The 17,306-nt window shown below is 67.0% G+C and carries 9 protein-coding genes; 5 read left to right on the forward strand and 4 right to left on the reverse strand.

Features of this window, described 5'->3' with window-relative positions; all coding sequences use genetic code 11:
• From NP3_RS37890 to NP3_RS37900, 3 genes are all read left to right on the forward strand, one after another.
• On the forward strand, window positions 1–9,437 hold a 9,437-nt coding region (locus NP3_RS37890; RefSeq protein WP_157124823.1), incomplete at its 5' end, for a non-ribosomal peptide synthetase.
• Between the two features lie 230 nt (window positions 9,438–9,667).
• Complete coding sequence (locus NP3_RS37895) at window positions 9,668–10,657, forward strand: alpha/beta hydrolase (RefSeq protein WP_174566304.1); 990 nt, start codon at window positions 9,668–9,670, stop codon at window positions 10,655–10,657.
• Window positions 10,658–10,776: 119 nt separating this feature from the next.
• Window positions 10,777–12,027: an Nramp family divalent metal transporter gene (locus NP3_RS37900; RefSeq protein WP_063046537.1), complete on the forward strand. Its 1,251-nt coding sequence runs from the start codon at window positions 10,777–10,779 to the stop codon at window positions 12,025–12,027.
• Here NP3_RS37900 and NP3_RS37905 read toward each other — a convergent pair.
• Both NP3_RS37905 and NP3_RS37910 read right to left on the reverse strand, forming a co-directional pair.
• The gene (locus NP3_RS37905; RefSeq protein ID WP_063046538.1) at window positions 12,024–12,431 is read right to left on the reverse strand and encodes a nuclear transport factor 2 family protein; all 408 of its coding nucleotides are present in this window, start codon (window positions 12,429–12,431) and stop codon (window positions 12,024–12,026) included. The two genes, NP3_RS37900 and NP3_RS37905, sit on opposite strands and share 4 nt — an antisense overlap.
• A gap of 10 nt (window positions 12,432–12,441) precedes the next feature.
• A complete protein-coding gene (locus tag NP3_RS37910) occupies window positions 12,442–13,374 on the reverse strand; it encodes a zinc-binding dehydrogenase (RefSeq protein ID WP_063046539.1) in 933 nt (310 codons plus the stop codon).
• A gap of 109 nt (window positions 13,375–13,483) precedes the next feature.
• On the opposite strand from NP3_RS37910, the gene NP3_RS37915 reads away from it, so the two are divergent.
• On the forward strand, window positions 13,484–13,840 hold the full coding sequence (locus tag NP3_RS37915; RefSeq protein WP_063046540.1) for a winged helix-turn-helix transcriptional regulator: 357 nt from the start codon (window positions 13,484–13,486) through the stop codon (window positions 13,838–13,840).
• Here the strand turns inward: NP3_RS37915 and NP3_RS37920 are convergent, their stop codons facing one another.
• On the reverse strand, window positions 13,841–14,866 hold the full coding sequence (locus tag NP3_RS37920; protein ID WP_063046541.1) for an SDR family oxidoreductase: 1,026 nt from the start codon (window positions 14,864–14,866) through the stop codon (window positions 13,841–13,843).
• A 69-nt stretch (window positions 14,867–14,935) separates the two neighbouring features.
• Window positions 14,936–15,739 carry an enoyl-CoA hydratase-related protein gene (locus NP3_RS37925; RefSeq protein WP_063046542.1) on the reverse strand — a complete coding sequence of 268 codons (804 nt, stop codon included), beginning with the start codon at window positions 15,737–15,739 and terminating at the stop codon, window positions 14,936–14,938.
• A gap of 166 nt (window positions 15,740–15,905) precedes the next feature.
• Here NP3_RS37925 and NP3_RS37930 point away from each other — a divergent pair, with 166 nt between their 5' ends.
• Window positions 15,906–17,138: a TetR/AcrR family transcriptional regulator gene (locus tag NP3_RS37930; RefSeq protein WP_084509532.1), complete on the forward strand. Its 1,233-nt coding sequence runs from the start codon at window positions 15,906–15,908 to the stop codon at window positions 17,136–17,138.
• The last annotated feature ends 168 nt before the right edge of the window (window positions 17,139–17,306 follow it).

Raw genomic sequence — 17,306 nt, forward strand, 5'->3', positions numbered from 1 at the left:
CGCTCACCGCGGCCCGCTTCGTGGCCAATCCGTTCGAACCGGGCACCCGGCTCTACCGCACCGGCGATCTGGTGCGCTGGACCGCGACCGGTGAACTGGAGTACCTCGGCCGCAACGACTCCCAGGTCAAGATCCGCGGCTTCCGCATCGAACTCACCGAAATCGACGCGGTACTCGGCTCATACGACCATGTGGATTTCGCGGTCACCGTCGGGCACGAACTCGACAGCGGTACCACCGTTTTGGCCTCCTATGTGCACCCCATCGACGGGCTGACCGTCGATATGGCGGAGCTGAAGGCCCTGGTGGAGCGGAAATTGCCAGCGCATATGGCGCCCGCGTGCATCACGGTGCTCGACAAGGTGCCGCTGACGCCCATGGGCAAACTGGACCGCAAGGCGCTGCCCGCACCGGTATTCGAGGCCAAGGTGTTCCGCGCACCCTCGACACCGGTCGAGGAGATCGTCGCGGGCACCTTCGGTGATGTGCTCGGTGTCGCGCGCGTCGGCCTGGACGACGACTTCTTCGAACTCGGCGGCAACTCGCTGCTGGCCACCCAGGTGACCGCACGGCTGGATGCCGCGCTGGATACACAGTTGGCGGTCCGCGATCTGTTCCACGCGTCGACGGTCGCCGCCTTCACTGCCGTGGTCGAACGCACCGCCGGATCCGGCCGGAGTCGGCCGCGGCTGATCGCGGGGGAGCGGCCCGAACTGATTCCGCTGTCGCTGGCGCAGCAGCGGTACTGGTTCCTCAACCAGTTCGATACCGAAACCTCGGCGGTGGACAATATTCCGCTCGCCGTGCGGCTCACGGGTGAGCTGGATGCGGCGGCGCTCGGGCTGGCCATCGGCGATGTGCTGTCCAGGCACGAGGTGCTGCGAACCACCTATCCGAGCATCGGTGGGCGGCCGCATCAGGTCATCCATCCGGTGCCGGATACTCGGTTCGCCATGGTGCCTGTCGATGTGGCCGAGGACGAACTGGTACGTCGGCTCATCGACTTCGCGGTGCTGACCTTCGATGTGACCGTCGAGGTTCCGGTCGCGATCGAGCTGTTCCGCCTGGCACCGCGTGAGCATGTGATCGCCTTGACCGTGCACCATGTCGCGGCCGACGGCGCATCGATGGGACCCCTGGCCCGCGATCTCATGGTCGCCTACGCCGCGCGGGTGCAGGGGCAGGCGCCGCGGTGGCAGCCGCTGCCGGTGCAGTACGCCGACTACGCGCTGTGGGAGCGCGAGGCGCTCGGCGACGAGGACGATCCGCAATCACCGGCCGCACAGCAGATCGCCTACTGGCGACGGACGTTGGCGCAGTTGCCGGACCAGTTGGAGCTGCCGACCGACCGTCCGCGCCCGCCCGCGCAGTCGTTCCAGGGCAAGTCGGTGCGGTTCGAGATCTCGGCGGATCGGCACGCGGAACTGCATGCGCTGGCGCGGGCCAATCACGCCTCGCTGTTCATGGTCGTGCACGCGGCGCTCGCGGTGCTGCTGGCCCGGCTGTCGGGCAGCGACGACATCGCGGTCGGTACGCCCATCGCGGGTCGTGGCGAGCGTGAACTCGACGATCTGATCGGCATGTTCGTCAACACTTTGGTGTTCCGGACGCGGGTGCGTCCCGGTGACAGCTTCGCCGCTCTGCTCGCCGACGTGCGCGAGCGCGATCTCGAGGCCTTCGCCAATGCCGATGTGCCCTTCGAGCGAATCGTCGAGGCGCTGAATCCGGTTCGCTCGATCGCCCGCAATCCGCTGTTCCAGGTCGGCCTTTCCTTCCAGAACCTGGCCGAGACCACCTTGGAGCTGCCCGGCCTCTCGGTCGCCACGGTCGATTTCGATCTGCAGCTGGCCAAGACGGATCTGCACATCTCGCTGGCCGACCGCTACACCGACGACGGTGCGCCCGCCGGGATCGTAGCGAACTTCGGCTATGCCACCGACCTGTTCGACGAGTCGACGGTGCAAGGATTCAGCGACCGGTTCGTCCGGGTGCTCGATGCCGTGCTCAACGATGTGTCGGTGCGGGTCGGCGAGATCGAACTGCTCGCCGGTGCCGAGAGTTCGCGGATTCTGGCCGGTTGGAACGACACCGCGCATCCGATCGATGCGACGGCGACGTTGGTGTCGCTCCTGGATGCGACGGTGGCCGCGGCGCCGGATGCGGTTGCGGTGGTAGCCGATCAGCCGGGGCGCAAGCTCAGCTATGCGGAGCTCGACGCCCGGGTAAATCGGTTGGCGCGGTATCTGATCGAGCGCGGCGTACGCCCGGAGGATCGGGTGGCATTGGGCATGCACCGGTCTGTCGATCTGATCGTCGCCATGTACGCGGTGGCGAAATCCGGTGCGGCGTATGTGCCCATCGATCCGGATCAACCCGTCGAACGCGTCGAGTACATCCTGCAAACCGCACAACCGGTCTGTCTGCTGAGCTCCGTGCACGACGGCTTCCACACCGACGCCGTCGATTCCGTGACGATCGATGAACTCGACCTCTCGCGCTACTCGGACGCCCCGCTCGCCGCGCGCGAACGCCGTGGTGCATTGCTGCCGGGCAATACCGCGTACGTGATCTACACGTCGGGTTCGACCGGGCAGCCGAAGGGCGTCGCGGTTTCGCACGGCGCGATCGTCAACCAGTTGCTCTGGAAGACGGCCGAATTCGGCCTCGGAGCCGATGATGTGCTGTTGCTCAAGACGGTCGCCACCTTCGACCTGTCGGTCTGGGAGTTCTGGACGGCGGCGGTATGCGCTGGCACGGTGGTCGTCGCCGCGCCGGATGGTCATCGGGATCCGGCCTATCTCAACGAACTGATGGCGCGCGAGTCGGTGACGACCCTGCATGTGGTGCCGTCGATGCTGGACGCGCTGTCGACGGGTCAGCTGTCCCGATCGCTGCGCCGGGTGCTGGCCATCGGAGAGACGCTACCGGCCGCCACCGCGCAGCGATTCCGCCAGAGCAACGGCGCGGACCTGTTCAACCTGTACGGCCCCACCGAAGCCGCGGTCTCGATCACCAACCATCGGGTGACCGACGCCGACGCGGTTACGGTGCCGATCGGCGGGCCGGAGTGGAACAGCCATGTCTACGTATTGGATTCGCGCCTGCGGCCGGTGCCAGTCGGCGTATCCGGCGAGTTGTACCTGGCCGGTGCACAATTGGCGCGTGGCTACTTCGGGCGGACCGATCTCACCGCGGAACGGTTCGTGGCCAACCCATTCGAATCCGGTGCCCGCATGTACCGCACCGGCGACCTGGTGTCCTGGAACGAGCACGGTGAGCTGGAGTACCACGGCCGCACCGATTTTCAGGTGAAGATCCGCGGCTTCCGGATCGAACTCGGCGAGATCGAGACCGCACTGCTCACCCGGCCCGAGGTCGCGCAGGCCGCGGTGGGAGTCAAATCCGATGCGCGGATCGGTGATTGGCTGGTGGCGTACGTCGTACCGGCCGACGAGGCGAACCCAATCGTGGTCGCCGAACTGAAGGCCGCGCTGGCCGCGGTGCTGCCGTCGTACATGATGCCCAATGCGTTCGTCACGCTGACGGCCTTGCCGCGCAATGCGAATGGCAAGCTCGATCGCACCGCGCTACCCGATCCGGAGTTCGAGACCCAGGTCTTCCGCGCGCCCGCGACACCGGTCGAGGAGATCGTGGCCGGAGTCTTCGGCGATGTGCTCGGAGTGGAGCGCGTCGGACGCGATGACGATTTCTTTGCCATGGGCGGCAATTCGCTGCTTGCGACGCAGGTGGCGGCCCGGGTCGGCGACGCGCTGGACACCAAGGTGCTGGTGCGCTCGATCTTCGAGACGCCGACCGTGGCCGGACTCGCCGCCAAGGTCGAAACCCATGCCGGTTCCGGTCGGCGACAGCCGCTGCTGGCCGGGCTGCGGCCGGAGCGGATCCCGCTGTCGCTGGCGCAGTTGCGGATGTGGTTCATCAACCAGTTCGATCCCAGCTCGGCGGCCTACCACATCCCAGTGGCGATCCGGCTGTCCGGCGAACTCGATATCGCCGCACTGGGTTCGGCGGTCGAGGACATGGTGGCGCGGCACGAGGTGCTGCGCACCGTCTATCCGCAGACCACCGACGGTCCGGTGCAGGAGGTGCTGCTACCCAACGAAGTGCCGATCGATCTGGTCCCGATTCCGATCGCGGAATCAGACGCCGTGCGGCAGGTGCAGCAGATCGTCGCGGCGGGCTTCGACGTCACCGTCGAGGTGCCCTTCCGCGCCACCCTGTTCCGGCTCGATACCGGTGACCACATCCTGGTTTTCGTCGCCCACCACATCGGCGCCGACGGATGGTCGATGTCGCCGCTGGTCCGCGACGTCATGCTGGCCTACTCGGCCCGCAGCGCGGGTGAGCTGCCCTCGTGGTCACCGCTGCCGGTGCAGTATGCGGATTTCAGTGTCTGGCAACGCACTGTGCTCGGCTCCGAGGACGATCCGGCGAGCCTGATCTCGGCACAGGCCGGATACTGGCGGACCGCGCTGGCCGATCTGCCCGACGAACTGAATCTGCCCGCGGACCGGCCGCGCCCGGCGCTGCGGACCTTCGCGGGCGGGCGCACCGAATTCGAGATCGACCCGCTGGTGCACGCCGGTCTGGTGCGCCTGGCCCGTCGGCACAACGCCACCATGTTCATGGTGGTGCACGCCGCGCTGTCGGTATTCCTGGCGCGCATGTCCGGCACCGCCGATATCGCCATCGGCACCCCGGTCGCCGGTCGCGGCGCGGCCGAACTCGACGATATGATCGGCATGTTCGTCAATACGCTGGTGCTGCGGCTACCGGTGCCCGACGACCGCACCTTCGGTGATCTGCTCGCCCATGCCAAGGACACCGACCTGCAAGCGTTTTCGCATGCGGACCTCCCGTTCGAGCGACTGGTCGAACTGCTCGGCCCGCCGCGTTCCACGGCTCGGCACCCGCTGTTCCAGGTGTCGATGTCGTATCTGAATCTGCCGACCAGCAGCTTCGAACTCCCCGGATTACGCGCGGAGACCTTCGATTTCGCCGTCGACACCGCGAAATTCGATCTATCGCTGACCATGTGGGCACCGGGTACCGCCGAGGAGAGCTTGCGCGGTGAGTTCAACTTCGCGCGAGACCTGTTCGACGACAAGACGATCGAGATGTTCGCCGCCCGGTTCACCCGGCTGCTCACCGAGATCGTCGCACGGCCCGATGCCCCGATCGGCGACCTGCGGCTGCTCGGCGCTGCCGAAGAGCAGGCGCTGACACCGGTGCGGCGCGGCGAGACGCCCGCCGTCCGGCTGCTACCGGACCTGCTGACCAGCGCGGTCAGCGTCGATCCCGAACATGTCGCGGTGCGCACCGCCGGTCGCTCGATCTCCTATCGCGAACTGGACGAATACTCGTCGCGGCTGGCTCGGGTGCTGATCGATCGCGGTGTCGGCCCGGAGAGCCTTGTCGCCCTTGCCTTCCCGCGTTCGCTGGAGATGGTCGCCGCCTTCTGGGCGATCGCCAAGGCCGGTGGCGCGCACGTGCCGATCGACCCGACCTATCCGACGGATCGGATCCGGCACATGGTGACCGATTCCGGTGCCGTCCTCGGCATCACCACCTCCACCTACACCGAGCGGCTGCCCGAGGAGTCGACTGAAACCAGCTGGCTACAGCTCGACGATCCCGCGATCCATGCGGCCGTGGCCGATAAGTCGCCATCGCCGATCACCGATGCCGAGCGGCTGCGCACGCTGCTGCCGCAGCATCCGGCGTACGTTATCTACACGTCCGGGTCGACGGGCACACCCAAGGGCGTCACCGTCACCCAGGTCGGTGTCGGTGGTGCCGTGGAGAACGCCAGTGCCGTGTTCCAGCTCGGTCCGCAGCATCGGTTCCTGCATCTGTGCTCGCCGAGCTTCGATCCGTCGATTCTGGAGTGGCTCTGCACCTTCCACAACGGCGCGACGCTGGTCATCGTGCCGTCCACCATCCTCGGCGGCCCGGATCTGACCGCGCTGCTGCGCACCGAGCGGGTCACACACGCGATCTTCACCCCCGCCGTGCTCGGCACCGTCGATCCGGCCGGTCTGGACGAATTCCGATTCCTGTGCTGCGGTGGCGATTCCAGCTCGCCCGAGCTGGTCGCCAAATGGCAGCCGGGACGGCATTTCATCAACGGCTACGGTCCGACCGAGGCCACGGTGGCCGCGTCCTGGAGCGAGATGATCGCCGGACAGCGCATCACGATCGGCGGCCCGGTGCCGGGAACGCCGATGGTGGTGCTGGATTCGCGGCTGCGCCCGGTGCCGCCGGGCGCCGTCGGCGAGCTCTATCTCGGTGGCAACGCGCTGGCACGCGGCTATCACGACCGGCCGACGCTGACCGCGGAACGTTTCGTCGCCGACCCGTGGGGTCCGCCCGGTGCCCGGATGTATCGCACCGGCGATCTGGTGCGCTGGGTCGGCGAACCGGGGGAGTGGGAGCTCGAATACGTCGGTCGCACGGACTTCCAGCTCAAGATCCGCGGTCTGCGCATCGAACTCGGTGAGATCGATGCGGTGTTGCGTGGGCACGACGAGGTCGAGTTCGCCGTCACGATCGGCCGGGAAAACCCAGCGGGTGAAAAGATTCTCGTCGCCTACGTGCTTCCGGTGGTGGGGCGGACCATCGATACCGGTGCGCTCACCGAATACGCCGCGCGCAGTCTGCCTCGGCACATGGTGCCCCCGGCGGTGGTGGTCCTCGACCACGTGCCGCTGACCCCGGTCGGCAAGCTCGATCGCGCGGCGCTGCCCGCACCCGAACTCGCCCCGCGTCCCTATTTCGCGCCAGCGACCCCGCAGGAACGGGCCGTCGCCGACGTATACGCCGAGGTACTCGGCCTCGACCTGGTCGGCTCCGATGACGATTTCTTCGCACTCGGCGGCAGTTCGCTGGCCGCCATGCGCGCGGTGAACAAGCTGCGCGAGCTGACCGGCATCGCGGTCCAGGTGCAGTGGTTCTTCACCGATCCGACCGTCGCGGCGCTCACCCAGCGCATCATGGCCGCCGACGAAACCGAGGCCTACGAATACGGTCTGAACGCCGAGGCCGCACTCGACGTACTGCTGCCGATCCGCCACGGCACCGGCGAAGCGCTGTTCTGCATCCATCCGATGGCCGGATTGTCCTGGTGCTACACCGGCCTCGCGCAGTATCTGTCCGCCGACCGCCCGATCTTCGGTGTGCAGTCGCCCGCACTGTCGGAATCGGACTTCCGGCCGGATTCGCTGGATGCCATGGCCCGGCGCTATGTCGAGGAGATCCGCGCGGTGCAACCCGAGGGGCCCTACCGGCTGCTCGGGTGGTCGCTCGGTGGTGCGCTGGCCCACGCGGTCGCGGTCGAATTGCAGTCCGCGGGTGCGGAAGTCGCCCTGCTCGCCATGTTGGACAGCCGCACCGGTGGCAATATCGCCGACTTCTGGGCGGAACTGCGCTCGGCCTTCGCCGAACTAGGCATCGGCCCGGACATGCTGGGTGACAGCAATATCCGCAACCTCACCGAAGAGGCGCTCGCGGTGCTGTACGCCAATATCCCGCCGGAACTGGCACTGCTGACCCCGGAACGCCTGCGTCAGAGCTACCGTGGCGCGGTGCGCTCGGTCGAGCTCGGGATCAACCATCAGCACAAGGTTTTCCACGGCACACTCGACTTCTTCAGCGCCACCGGCCACACCGCCGAATCCCGGGCCTGGCGGCCGTATGTCGACGGCACGATCAACGAGCATCCGGTCGAGGCGACCCACGAGCTGATGACGTCACCGGCGGCCCTCGCCGAAATCGGACCCGTCCTGGCCGCGTTGCTCGCCGAGCCCGAGCCCCTGGTCGAGAATGCCGCGGAGCCAACCGAAGCCGAGGCGCCGGTCGAATACGCCGCCGCACCGGAGGGATACGAGTACGCGGCACCGCTCGCCGATCAGCCCGGGTTCGACCACGACTACCCGACATCGGTCCTGGTCCCGATCCAGATCGATGTCCCGGCACCGACCGAGGACCTGTCCTCGACGGTCGAGGCCCCGGCACTGGATCTCGACGACGACGAACCCGAGGTTGCCGTCCAACCCGAGCGCGTCCCGTTCGCGGTCATCCATGACGACGACCCGATCGAGTACGCCGTCCCGCACCGCCCCGACGAACCCGACGACACCCCCATCCCGCTGTCGCTGACCCCGAATGCCGTGCGGCTCTTGGACTCCGGTGTCGAACTGCGCGTCGTCACCCTCGAGATCCCGCCCAACTACTCACCGGAAGCGGTGCAATTCGCCGTCGATACGGTGCTCGAACAGCATCCGATGCTGTGGGTCCGGCTGCATCGTGACCGTGCGGGCGCCGATCCGGTCTTCGAAATCCCGGCCGAGGCGCAGCGCCTCGACGAGGCCTTCCTCAGCCTGGAATACGGCATCGAGCAGACGCCGCCGCCGATCGACGATGTGGTGCGTGCCGTCGCCACCGAACTCGACCCGGTCCATGGCCGCAATATCCGCTTCGTACTGGTCGGCGGCCGCGAGGTGCCCTCGACCATGGTGATCGTCGCCAACGGCCTGGTCGTGGACGACACCTCCTGGCGCACCATCATCGACAAGCTGTCGCTGGCCTGGTCGCGTGGCAGGCACCGCTCGCCCGCCGTTCCCGAGGCCGGACTGTCCGACCTGCTCCGGGTGCTGTCCGAGGGTGCGAGCGGCCCAGCGGCTATCGAGGAAGTGGCGTGGTGGCACCACACCTTGAGCGCGGTCCCCGCCGCCAAGGCCGGTGCCACGAACAAGAACCTGCGAGCGCGGCGCCGGGTTTCGCTGACCATCACCACCGAGGGCACCGCCGCCGTCGTCGCCGCGGCCGCCGCGCACGGTGCCGGTATCGACGAAGTGCTGCTCACCGCGCTGGCGATCGCACAGATCACCTCCGCTGGCGAAACCGTCACCGAGGCGATGGGCCCGGTGGTCCGGCTGCACGCCGATAGCCGGTCGCTGGCCGAGACCGACACCCTCGTCGGCGCCTTCACCACCGACTACCCGCTCCCGCTGCAACTGGATGGTGTGAACATCCAAGATGCGCTGGTCGGTGGCCGGGCAGCGGGTGTCGCGATCGAGCAGGTCAAACGGCTCACCGGTGCCGTGCCGTCCTATGGGGTCGGTTACGGCCTGCTGCGCTATCTCAATCCCGATACCGCCGCCGCCCTGACCGCACTCCCCGCCGGTCGGTGTGCGTTGCGTTACAGAGATCTGCGCCCGGCCCGCGTGCACACCGACGCACCGGCCGCTGATCTGCTGCTCGATATCACCGCCGACGCCACCGCCGAGGGCCTGCTCGTGCGCTTCGACTACGCGGCCGAGGTATTCGGTGGTGACGAGGTCAAGACTTTCGCCGAACACTGGATCCGGGCCCTCGGCGGACTGGCCGAATACGGTCAGCGATATCCGGGGCGACCATGATCACATTCCGGCCGCTGAGGCATGATGGAGCAACATTGCGGTAACGATGTCCACTATCGTCACGACTAAATAGGCCGTATGGTCGGCCGCGGTGCATGCCCGCGGCCAGGGGAAGCCCTCCCGTAATCACGATACGAAGTGAAGGTGTGAAATTGATGCGTAGTCTGATCCGGCGTCGCGGCACACGTGCGGCGGCGGTGATCGCGGCAACCGCGGTATTCGCGGGAGTCATGTCCGGCTTCGGCGCATCTACCGCGACGGCTGATCCGATCATCGATTCGAAGACGCTGCTGGCGAACCCGGTCGCGCCGGACGGCTCGAAGATCACCAAGGCCGAGTACAAGGACGACCGCAGCATCCGCCTGTACGTCTGGTCCGCGGCCATGGACCGGACCTTCCCGATCGACGTGCAGCGGCCCGCCGACGCCTCGGTGCCACGTCCGGTGCTCTACCTGCTCAACGGTGCGGGCGGCGGTGAGGACAGCGCGTCCTGGGTGGCCAAGACCGATGCGCTGAAGTTCCTCGGCGACAAGAACGTCAATGTGGTCCAGCCCATCGGTGGCAAGTGGAGCTACTACACCGACTGGATCAAGGATGATCCGGTACTCGGCCGCAACAAGTGGAAGACCTTCTTCACCGAGGAACTGCCGCCGCTGATCGACGGCGCGCTCGGCACGAACGGCACCAACGCCATCGCGGGCCTGTCCACCTCGGGCACCACCGTGCTCGCGCTGCCGATCGCCAAGCCGGGCCTGTACAAGGCCGCCGCGGCCTACAGCGGCTGCGCCCAGACCAGTGATCCGGTCGGCTCGGAGTTCGTCAAGCTGACCGTCGAGACCTGGGGCGGCGGCAATGTCGACAACATGTGGGGCCCGGTCGGCGGGCCGGACTGGGTGGCGAACGACCCCTACGTCAATGCCGAGGGGCTTCGCGGAACGGATCTCTACATCTCGACCGGCAACGGTTTGCCCGGCCCGTACGACACCCTCAACGGTGAGTACACCCTTCCCGGCCCCGGCGGTCTGGCCAACCAGATCCTGATCGGCGGCGTCATCGAGGCGGGCACCAACTACTGCACCAACAACATGAAGACGAAGCTGGACTCGCTGGGTATCCCAGCCACCTTCAACTTCCGCCCCAACGGCACCCACTCATGGGGCTACTGGAACGACGAGCTGCACGCCTCCTGGCCCACCCTCGCCAAGGGCCTCGGCATCTGAGCTGATCCCAACGACTTCCAGCCGACCGCCCCGATTGTGCGCTATCGCACAATCGGGGCGGTCTGTTTTTTATAGATAGTGCTAAACAAAAAGTTCGGGAACCCGTAAAATTCTGTTCTATGAGTACAACCCTGGTCGAGTCGGCGCGGAACGCGACGACCCGGGCGAGATCTGTCAGCGTCTTGCTCGGTCCGGCCTTCGTAGCGGCCATCGCCTATGTCGATCCCGGCAATGTGGCGTCGAATATCAGCGCGGGCGCCCAGTTCGGCTACCTACTGGTGTGGGTCATCGTGATGGCCAATGTGATGGCCGGACTGGTGCAGTTCCTGTCGGCGAAGCTGGGGTTGGTCACCGGTATGTCGCTACCGGAGGCGGTGCGGTCCAAGTCGAGTCGTCCGGTGCGCCTTGCCTATTGGGTGCAGGCGGAAACCGTCGCGATGGCCACCGACCTGGCCGAGGTGGTCGGCGGCGCGATCGCGCTGAAGCTGCTCTTCGATCTGCCGCTGCTGGTCGGCGGCGTGATCACCGGCGTGGTCTCGATGGCGCTGCTGCTGGTGCAGAACCATCGCGGGCAGAAGCCGTTCGAGCGGGTCATCACCGGTCTGCTCGCCGTCATCGCCATCGGCTTCCTGGCCAGCGTCGTGATTTCGCCGCCGTCGGTCTCCGGCACCGTCGGTGGTCTGCTGCCGCGGTTCCAGGGTTCTGAGAGCGTGCTGCTGGCGGCCGCCATGATCGGCGCGACCGTGATGCCGCACGCGGTGTACCTGCACTCCGGACTGGCCCGGGACCGGCACGGTCAGCCCGAGGTCGGTCCGCTGCGGACTCGGCTGCTGCGGATCACCCGATACGATGTCGGACTCGCGATGGTGCTGGCGGGCACGGTCAATATGGCCATGCTGCTGATGGCCGCGAATACCTTGCGGGGCCGCGAGAACATCGAAACCCTCGAAGACGCGCACGCCGCTGTCGGCGATGCGCTCGGCCCTGTCGCCGCCCTGCTGCTGGCGATCGGTCTGCTGGCCTCCGGCCTGGCATCGACGTCGGTCGGGGCGTACGCGGGCGCGATGATTATGGAAGGTCTACTGCGCCGCAAGATTCCGCTGTTGGCCCGTCGTCTGGTCACGCTGGTACCGGCCATCGGCATCCTCGCCCTCGGCATCGATCCCACTCGCGCACTGATCATTTCGCAGGTGGTGCTGTCGTTCGGCATCCCGTTCGCCCTCATCCCGCTGGTCCGCTTCACCAGCGACCGCATACTGATGGGCGCCGATGTCAACCACCGGGTGACCACCGGCCTGGCCTGGCTGGTCGCCGTCATCATCAGCCTGCTGAATGTGGCACTGATCTACTTGACCGTCACGGGCAATTAGGCGAACAGCATGCGCTGCGCATAGCCCGTATCGAAATACTCACGGGCCTCGGCGATCTTGCCGTCCTCGACCCGGAAGACGATCGCCACATTGTTGACGTACGGTTCGCCCGCCTCGGTGGTCGCGCGGGTGGTCCATTCGGCGACCGCCTGCGCGCCGTCGGCCAGCACGGTCCGCACCTCCTGGCCGATCGGCTGTGACGCGTCCATCCGCTCGATCATCTGCGCGACGAATTGCCCGAAGATCTCCTCCGGTCCGGTCCAGGTGCGCGCGGTCGGCAGGTCGCCGAACAGGGTCCAGGTCGAATCCGGGGTGAAGAAGCCTGCGGCGCGTTCGGCGTCACCGGATCCGAGTGCCTCGATATAGGCCAGGATGGTGGCGCGGGTCTGCTCGGTGGTCGACATGATCGCTCCTTCAGGCGTCGATGGTAAGGATCGCGTTGCCGCGGATCCTGCGGTTGTTCAGATCGGTGAGTACGCTTGCCGTTTCGGCCCAGTCGGCGACCCTACCCAGCTCCGGATGCAGGCGGCCGGTGGCCGTCAGGTCGACAAGGACGCGCAGATCCTCGGCATCGGTGGTGTCGGCGACCCAGTGCGGGAAATGCCGCAGCGTGAACGGCGAGACCGTCAGGTATTCGAAGAAGCTGAGCCGGATCGGGTGCAGGCTCGCCTGACCGAACCACAGCACGGTGCCGCCGGGCGCGATCCGGGCGAGCGCGGCCGCGAAGACATCGCCGCCGACCGATTCGAAGATGACGTCGAAGGGACCGTCGGCGCCCGCGACATCATGGACGACGGCTGCCGCGCCGAGTTCGGCCAGCCGGGCGCCGCGCTGGTGCGAGGCGGCCACCGCGGTCACCGAAATGCCTGCGGCCGTTGCCAATTCCACCAGGTAGTGACCGACTCCGCCGGATGCGCCGGTGATCAGCGCCTGCTTGCCCGCCGGGGCCTCGACGTGCCGGAGTAGACGCAATGCGGTCAAACCCGCGAGTGGCAAAGCTGCCGCGGTAGTGGCGGTGACGGTGTCGGGCAACTCGGCCAGTGCGGCGGTCGGGACGGCCACCCGCTCGGCCCACCCACCGCCCTCGGCATGACCGACCACGCGGGTGCCGACGGCTGGCCCCGAGCCGTCGGCGGCGGCCGTGCTGACCCGGCCGACGACGTCCTGTCCCATGACGGTGCCCGGTGCGGTCGGCGTGCCGTAGGCGCCGGTCATGGCGAGAATCTCGCCGCGGTTCACCGAGAATGCCTCGACCTGGACGATCACGGCATCGGCGGCCGCTGTGGGTTCGGGGGTGTCGGTGAACCGCACCAAGGTCCGATCACCGGTTGCTGCAAGGGCTTTCATCTGACTTCCTCGTGGTCGTTGCGATGAAAACGACACTAAGAGGGTTGGTTTCCAGATGAAAGAAGGCAGTAATTAGTGGTATAGGTACCTGGTGGATACCAACGATCCCATGGCATACGACATCTTCGATCTGAACTGTCCGTCCCGTGCGGTCTTCGACCGGCTCGGTGAACGCTGGACCGGGCTCGTGTTGCTGGCCCTGAAGCCGGGCACGCTGCGCTTCTCGGAGTTGCGCAGGCAGGTGCAGGGCATCACGCAGAAGATGCTCACCCAGACGCTGCGCGGCTTGGAGCGCGACGGCATGGTGTCGCGCACGGTGTATCCGACCGTGCCGGTCACCGTCGAATACACGCTGACGCCGCTCGGTCGCAGCCTCAGCGCCGCCGTTGATGTGCTGCGCGCCTGGGCCATCGAGCATATCGATGAAATCGACGCGGCCAGAGCCGAATACGAGCAGGCAGGGTGATCAGACCCAATTCTCGATCCAGTATTTCCAGATCAGCGGCGCATAGGCGGCCAGCGGCTGCACCTTGATATCGGTGCCCGCGAGTGCGGCGGTGGCATTGCGGCAGTCGAACCAGCAGCTGAATTCGCTGTGCTCCAACACATCCTGGGGGACGCCGACGCGCGGGAGCAGCCAGCTCGTGCCGGGCACGCGCAGCATCATCTCCAGGGTGCGCTTGGGCATCACCTCCACCAGATGCGGTGCACCGGCCTCGTCGGCGAACAGATTCAGCGCCTCGGCGGCGCTCTGCCTGCGCGGATCGGCCAGGTGGTAGGTGGTGCGGATCGAGTCGGGGCGGTGTGCGATATGGGCCAGTGCGCGAGCCACGAAATCGACCGGGACCATATTGGTTTCACCCAGCTTCGGCACCAGCACCGGCAGGATCCTCGGCAGCTGCGCGGCCATCCGCAGCAGCCGGAAGAAGTAGTAGGGCCCGTCGATTCGATCGATCTCACCGGTGCGCGAATGGCCGATTACGATCGATGGCCGATAGATGCGCCAGCCCAACTCGGATTCGCGCACGATCTTCTCGGCCTCGAATTTCGCCCGCTGCATGGGCGAACTCAGCACCTGGCCCTCGTCGAACATGTCCTCGGTGAACAACCCGTCGAACCCGCCCGCCACGTCAACCGTCGAGACATGGTGCAGCAGAGTGGCGTTCAGCCGCCCCGCGACATCGACGACATGTCTGGTGCCGCCGCCACCTTCGGCGAGGTCATAGCCCGACGCCAGATGGAAGACATGGTCGATCGACCCTCGATGCTCGGCGATCCACGCCGGATCGATGCCGAGCCCGGGCGCACCCATATCCCCGCGCACCGGCCGCACCCGCTCGCCACCCATCCACTCCCGAGCGCAACAGGTGTACCGGTCCGCCGAATCGACCCCCGGCCGGACCAGTACATGAATATCCCCCTCCCGTTTCAGTAGCTCGGGAATAAGAAATCGACCGATGAACCCAGTTGCTCCGGTAACCAGGTAAGCCATAGCCGATCAACATAGTCGCTTGTGCGGGTGCGCTTGTGTCCGGGATCACGGCGCGCCCGATTCGTGCGATCAGTCGGCGAAGACCGGCTTGCGCTTGGTGAGCATGGCGGTCGCGCCCTCGAAGAAGTCGGGGGATTGGAGCAGTTCGCTCTGGCCGGTCTTTTCGGCTGCGAGAGCGGCGTCAAGCGCCGAGAGGGTTGCGGCGTTGAGCGCCTTCTTGGTGAGTTCGAGGGCACGGCGCGGGCCCGCGGCGATCTTGGCTGCCGCCGCCTCGACCTTTGCGTCGAGTTCGTCCTCGGGAACCACGGCGGTGAACAGTCCGGCCGCCTTGGCCGCAGGCGCGGGGAGTCGTTCGCCGAGCAGGGCCATTTCGGCGGCCAGCGGACGTCCGGCCGCGGCGGCGACCATGGCTGCCGCACCGCCGTCGGGCATCAGGCCGATATTGATGAAGGCGAGCAGCAGGTAGGAATCCTCGGCCGCGTAGACCAGATCGGCGGCAAGCGCGATGCCGACGCCGACACCCGCGGCCGCGCCCTTTACCCGGGCGATGACCGGAATCGGTGCGTCCACAATGGCTTTCACGAGCCGGTTGGCGACATCCATCACCATGTCCGAGGTGATGCCGCGCTGCGCCTCGGCGGCCGATGCGGCAAGATCGGCGCCGGTGCAGAAGTCGCCGCCCTCGCCGGTCAGTACGATCACCCGCACCGAGCGGTCCTCGGCGGCGGCGAGGAAGGTGTCACCGAGGGCGATCATCGTGTCGTAGTCGATGGCGTTCTTGCGCTTGGGCTTGGTGATCGTGACCCGGAGCACCTTGCCGTCGTGGACGGCACTGAAACCCGCGGGTGTGGTCGCGGAATCCGGTTGGCTCATTTGGTGCTCCTGATCTGGAATTCAGCGGGCCTGGTTCTTTCGAGCGATCTGCAAGCAATCGCTGGCGGGAACCATGAATGGTGGTTAACTTTGCGAATTGTGGTTAACTTAGGATGATTTGTCCGGCGCTGTCAACCAGCGGCGCCGTACCGGAACGGAGAGCTACATGGTCGCGGATCGCAGCGAGGTCGGTCTCGCTTCCGCGCGGCCTGACGCGGGTGCGAGCAGGACCGGCGCGGAGCCGGTGCGGCGTCGCCCGAAGGATCGCAAGGTCCAGATCATCCGTGCCGCCGCGCGCGCGTTCAGCGAACGCGGGTATTACCCGGTCGGCGTCGACGAGATCGCCGCTGAGGTCGGCATCTCGGGGCCCGCGCTGTATCGCCACTTCGCGAACAAGTACGCGCTGCTGGTCGCGGCCGCCGAAGAAGGCGCACTGCACCTGCTGCAGGTCGCCCGCGCCGCCGACAACCCGGATCTGGAGCCCGAACCCAGGCTCGACGCACTGATCAAGGCGATCAGCGAACACACCATCGATATCCGCCGCGAGGCCGGACTGTACCGCTGGGAGCGGCGCTACCTGGAGGCCGAGGACCGCGCCCGGATCAGGAAGGTGTACGACGCGCTCAACGCGACGCTGGCCGAACCGATCGCACAGTTGCGCCCCACCGCACCGCCCGCCGATGTCGCGATGCTCGCCGCCGGGGTGCTCAGCGCCGTCGCCAGCATCTCCTCGCATCGCACCACGCTCGCCACCGCCCGGCTGATGCCGCTGCTGCGCGAGATGAGCTGGTCGATCCTGCGCGCCGAACTGCCGCCCGCACCGACCGAGCCCCAGCTCGGACCGGCCGCCCGCGGCCTGCCGGTCACCTCGAAACGCGAACAACTGCTCACCGAGGCGATCCGGATCTTCGGTCGCCAGGGCTATCACGAGGCCAGCATCGAGGAAATCGGCGCGGCCGTCGGCATCAACGCCTCCAGCGTCTACCGGTACTTCACCAGCAAGGCCGACCTGCTCGCCGCCGCCTTCCATCGCACCGGCGACCGGGTGGCCATCGCGATCACCGAGGCGCTGGCCGAGGCCACCAGCCGTCCGGACGCGGTCCGGCGCATCGCCTACCGCCAGGCCCGGCTCACCTTCTCGATGCCGGAGATCATGCCGGTCTACTACGCCGAATTCAGCAATCTGCCGCAGGCCGAACAGCACAAGCTGCGCGCCATCCAACGCCAGAACGTGCTGGAGTGGGCCAACCTACTCGACGGCGATCCGGTGGAGGCGCGCTTCCGCGTGCACGCCGCCATCGCTCAGATCATCGACGTGGGCCGGTTGACCAAATTCGATCCCCGGCCCGAACAACTGGCCCGCGTCCGCGCCCTGATGGAGGCCGTCCTCTTGGGGTGACGCTTCCATCGCCGACGCAACGACTACGGAGTGAGTCTCGAGAGCGACGTTCGTGGTCCGTCTCGGGTCCGGGTGGCCGAAACGCATGCGCCGTAGGTGCGGGACTTGTCTGTCTGGTGGGTGTGCTTCGAGTGTCGAACGGTCCGTCGTCCGCGACCACGACGGAGC

Source organism: Nocardia pseudovaccinii NBRC 100343 (assembly GCF_001613225.1).
Lineage (GTDB): Bacteria > Actinomycetota > Actinomycetes > Mycobacteriales > Mycobacteriaceae > Nocardia > Nocardia pseudovaccinii.

Excerpts from the sequence above, each read along its gene's own strand:
- NP3_RS37915 (WP_063046540.1), top strand. The coding sequence starts at position 13,484 with ATGGCATACGACATCTTCGATCTGAACTGTCCGTCCCGTGCGGTCTTC.
- NP3_RS37910 (WP_063046539.1), bottom strand. The coding sequence starts at position 13,374 with ATGAAAGCCCTTGCAGCAACCGGTGATCGGACCTTGGTGCGGTTCACC.
- NP3_RS37920 (WP_063046541.1), bottom strand. The coding sequence starts at position 14,866 with ATGGCTTACCTGGTTACCGGAGCAACTGGGTTCATCGGTCGATTTCTT.
- NP3_RS37895 (WP_174566304.1), top strand. The coding sequence starts at position 9,668 with ATGTCCGGCTTCGGCGCATCTACCGCGACGGCTGATCCGATCATCGAT.
- NP3_RS37930 (WP_084509532.1), top strand. The coding sequence starts at position 15,906 with ATGGTCGCGGATCGCAGCGAGGTCGGTCTCGCTTCCGCGCGGCCTGAC.
- NP3_RS37905 (WP_063046538.1), bottom strand. The coding sequence starts at position 12,431 with ATGTCGACCACCGAGCAGACCCGCGCCACCATCCTGGCCTATATCGAG.
- NP3_RS37925 (WP_063046542.1), bottom strand. The coding sequence starts at position 15,739 with ATGAGCCAACCGGATTCCGCGACCACACCCGCGGGTTTCAGTGCCGTC.
- NP3_RS37900 (WP_063046537.1), top strand. The coding sequence starts at position 10,777 with ATGAGTACAACCCTGGTCGAGTCGGCGCGGAACGCGACGACCCGGGCG.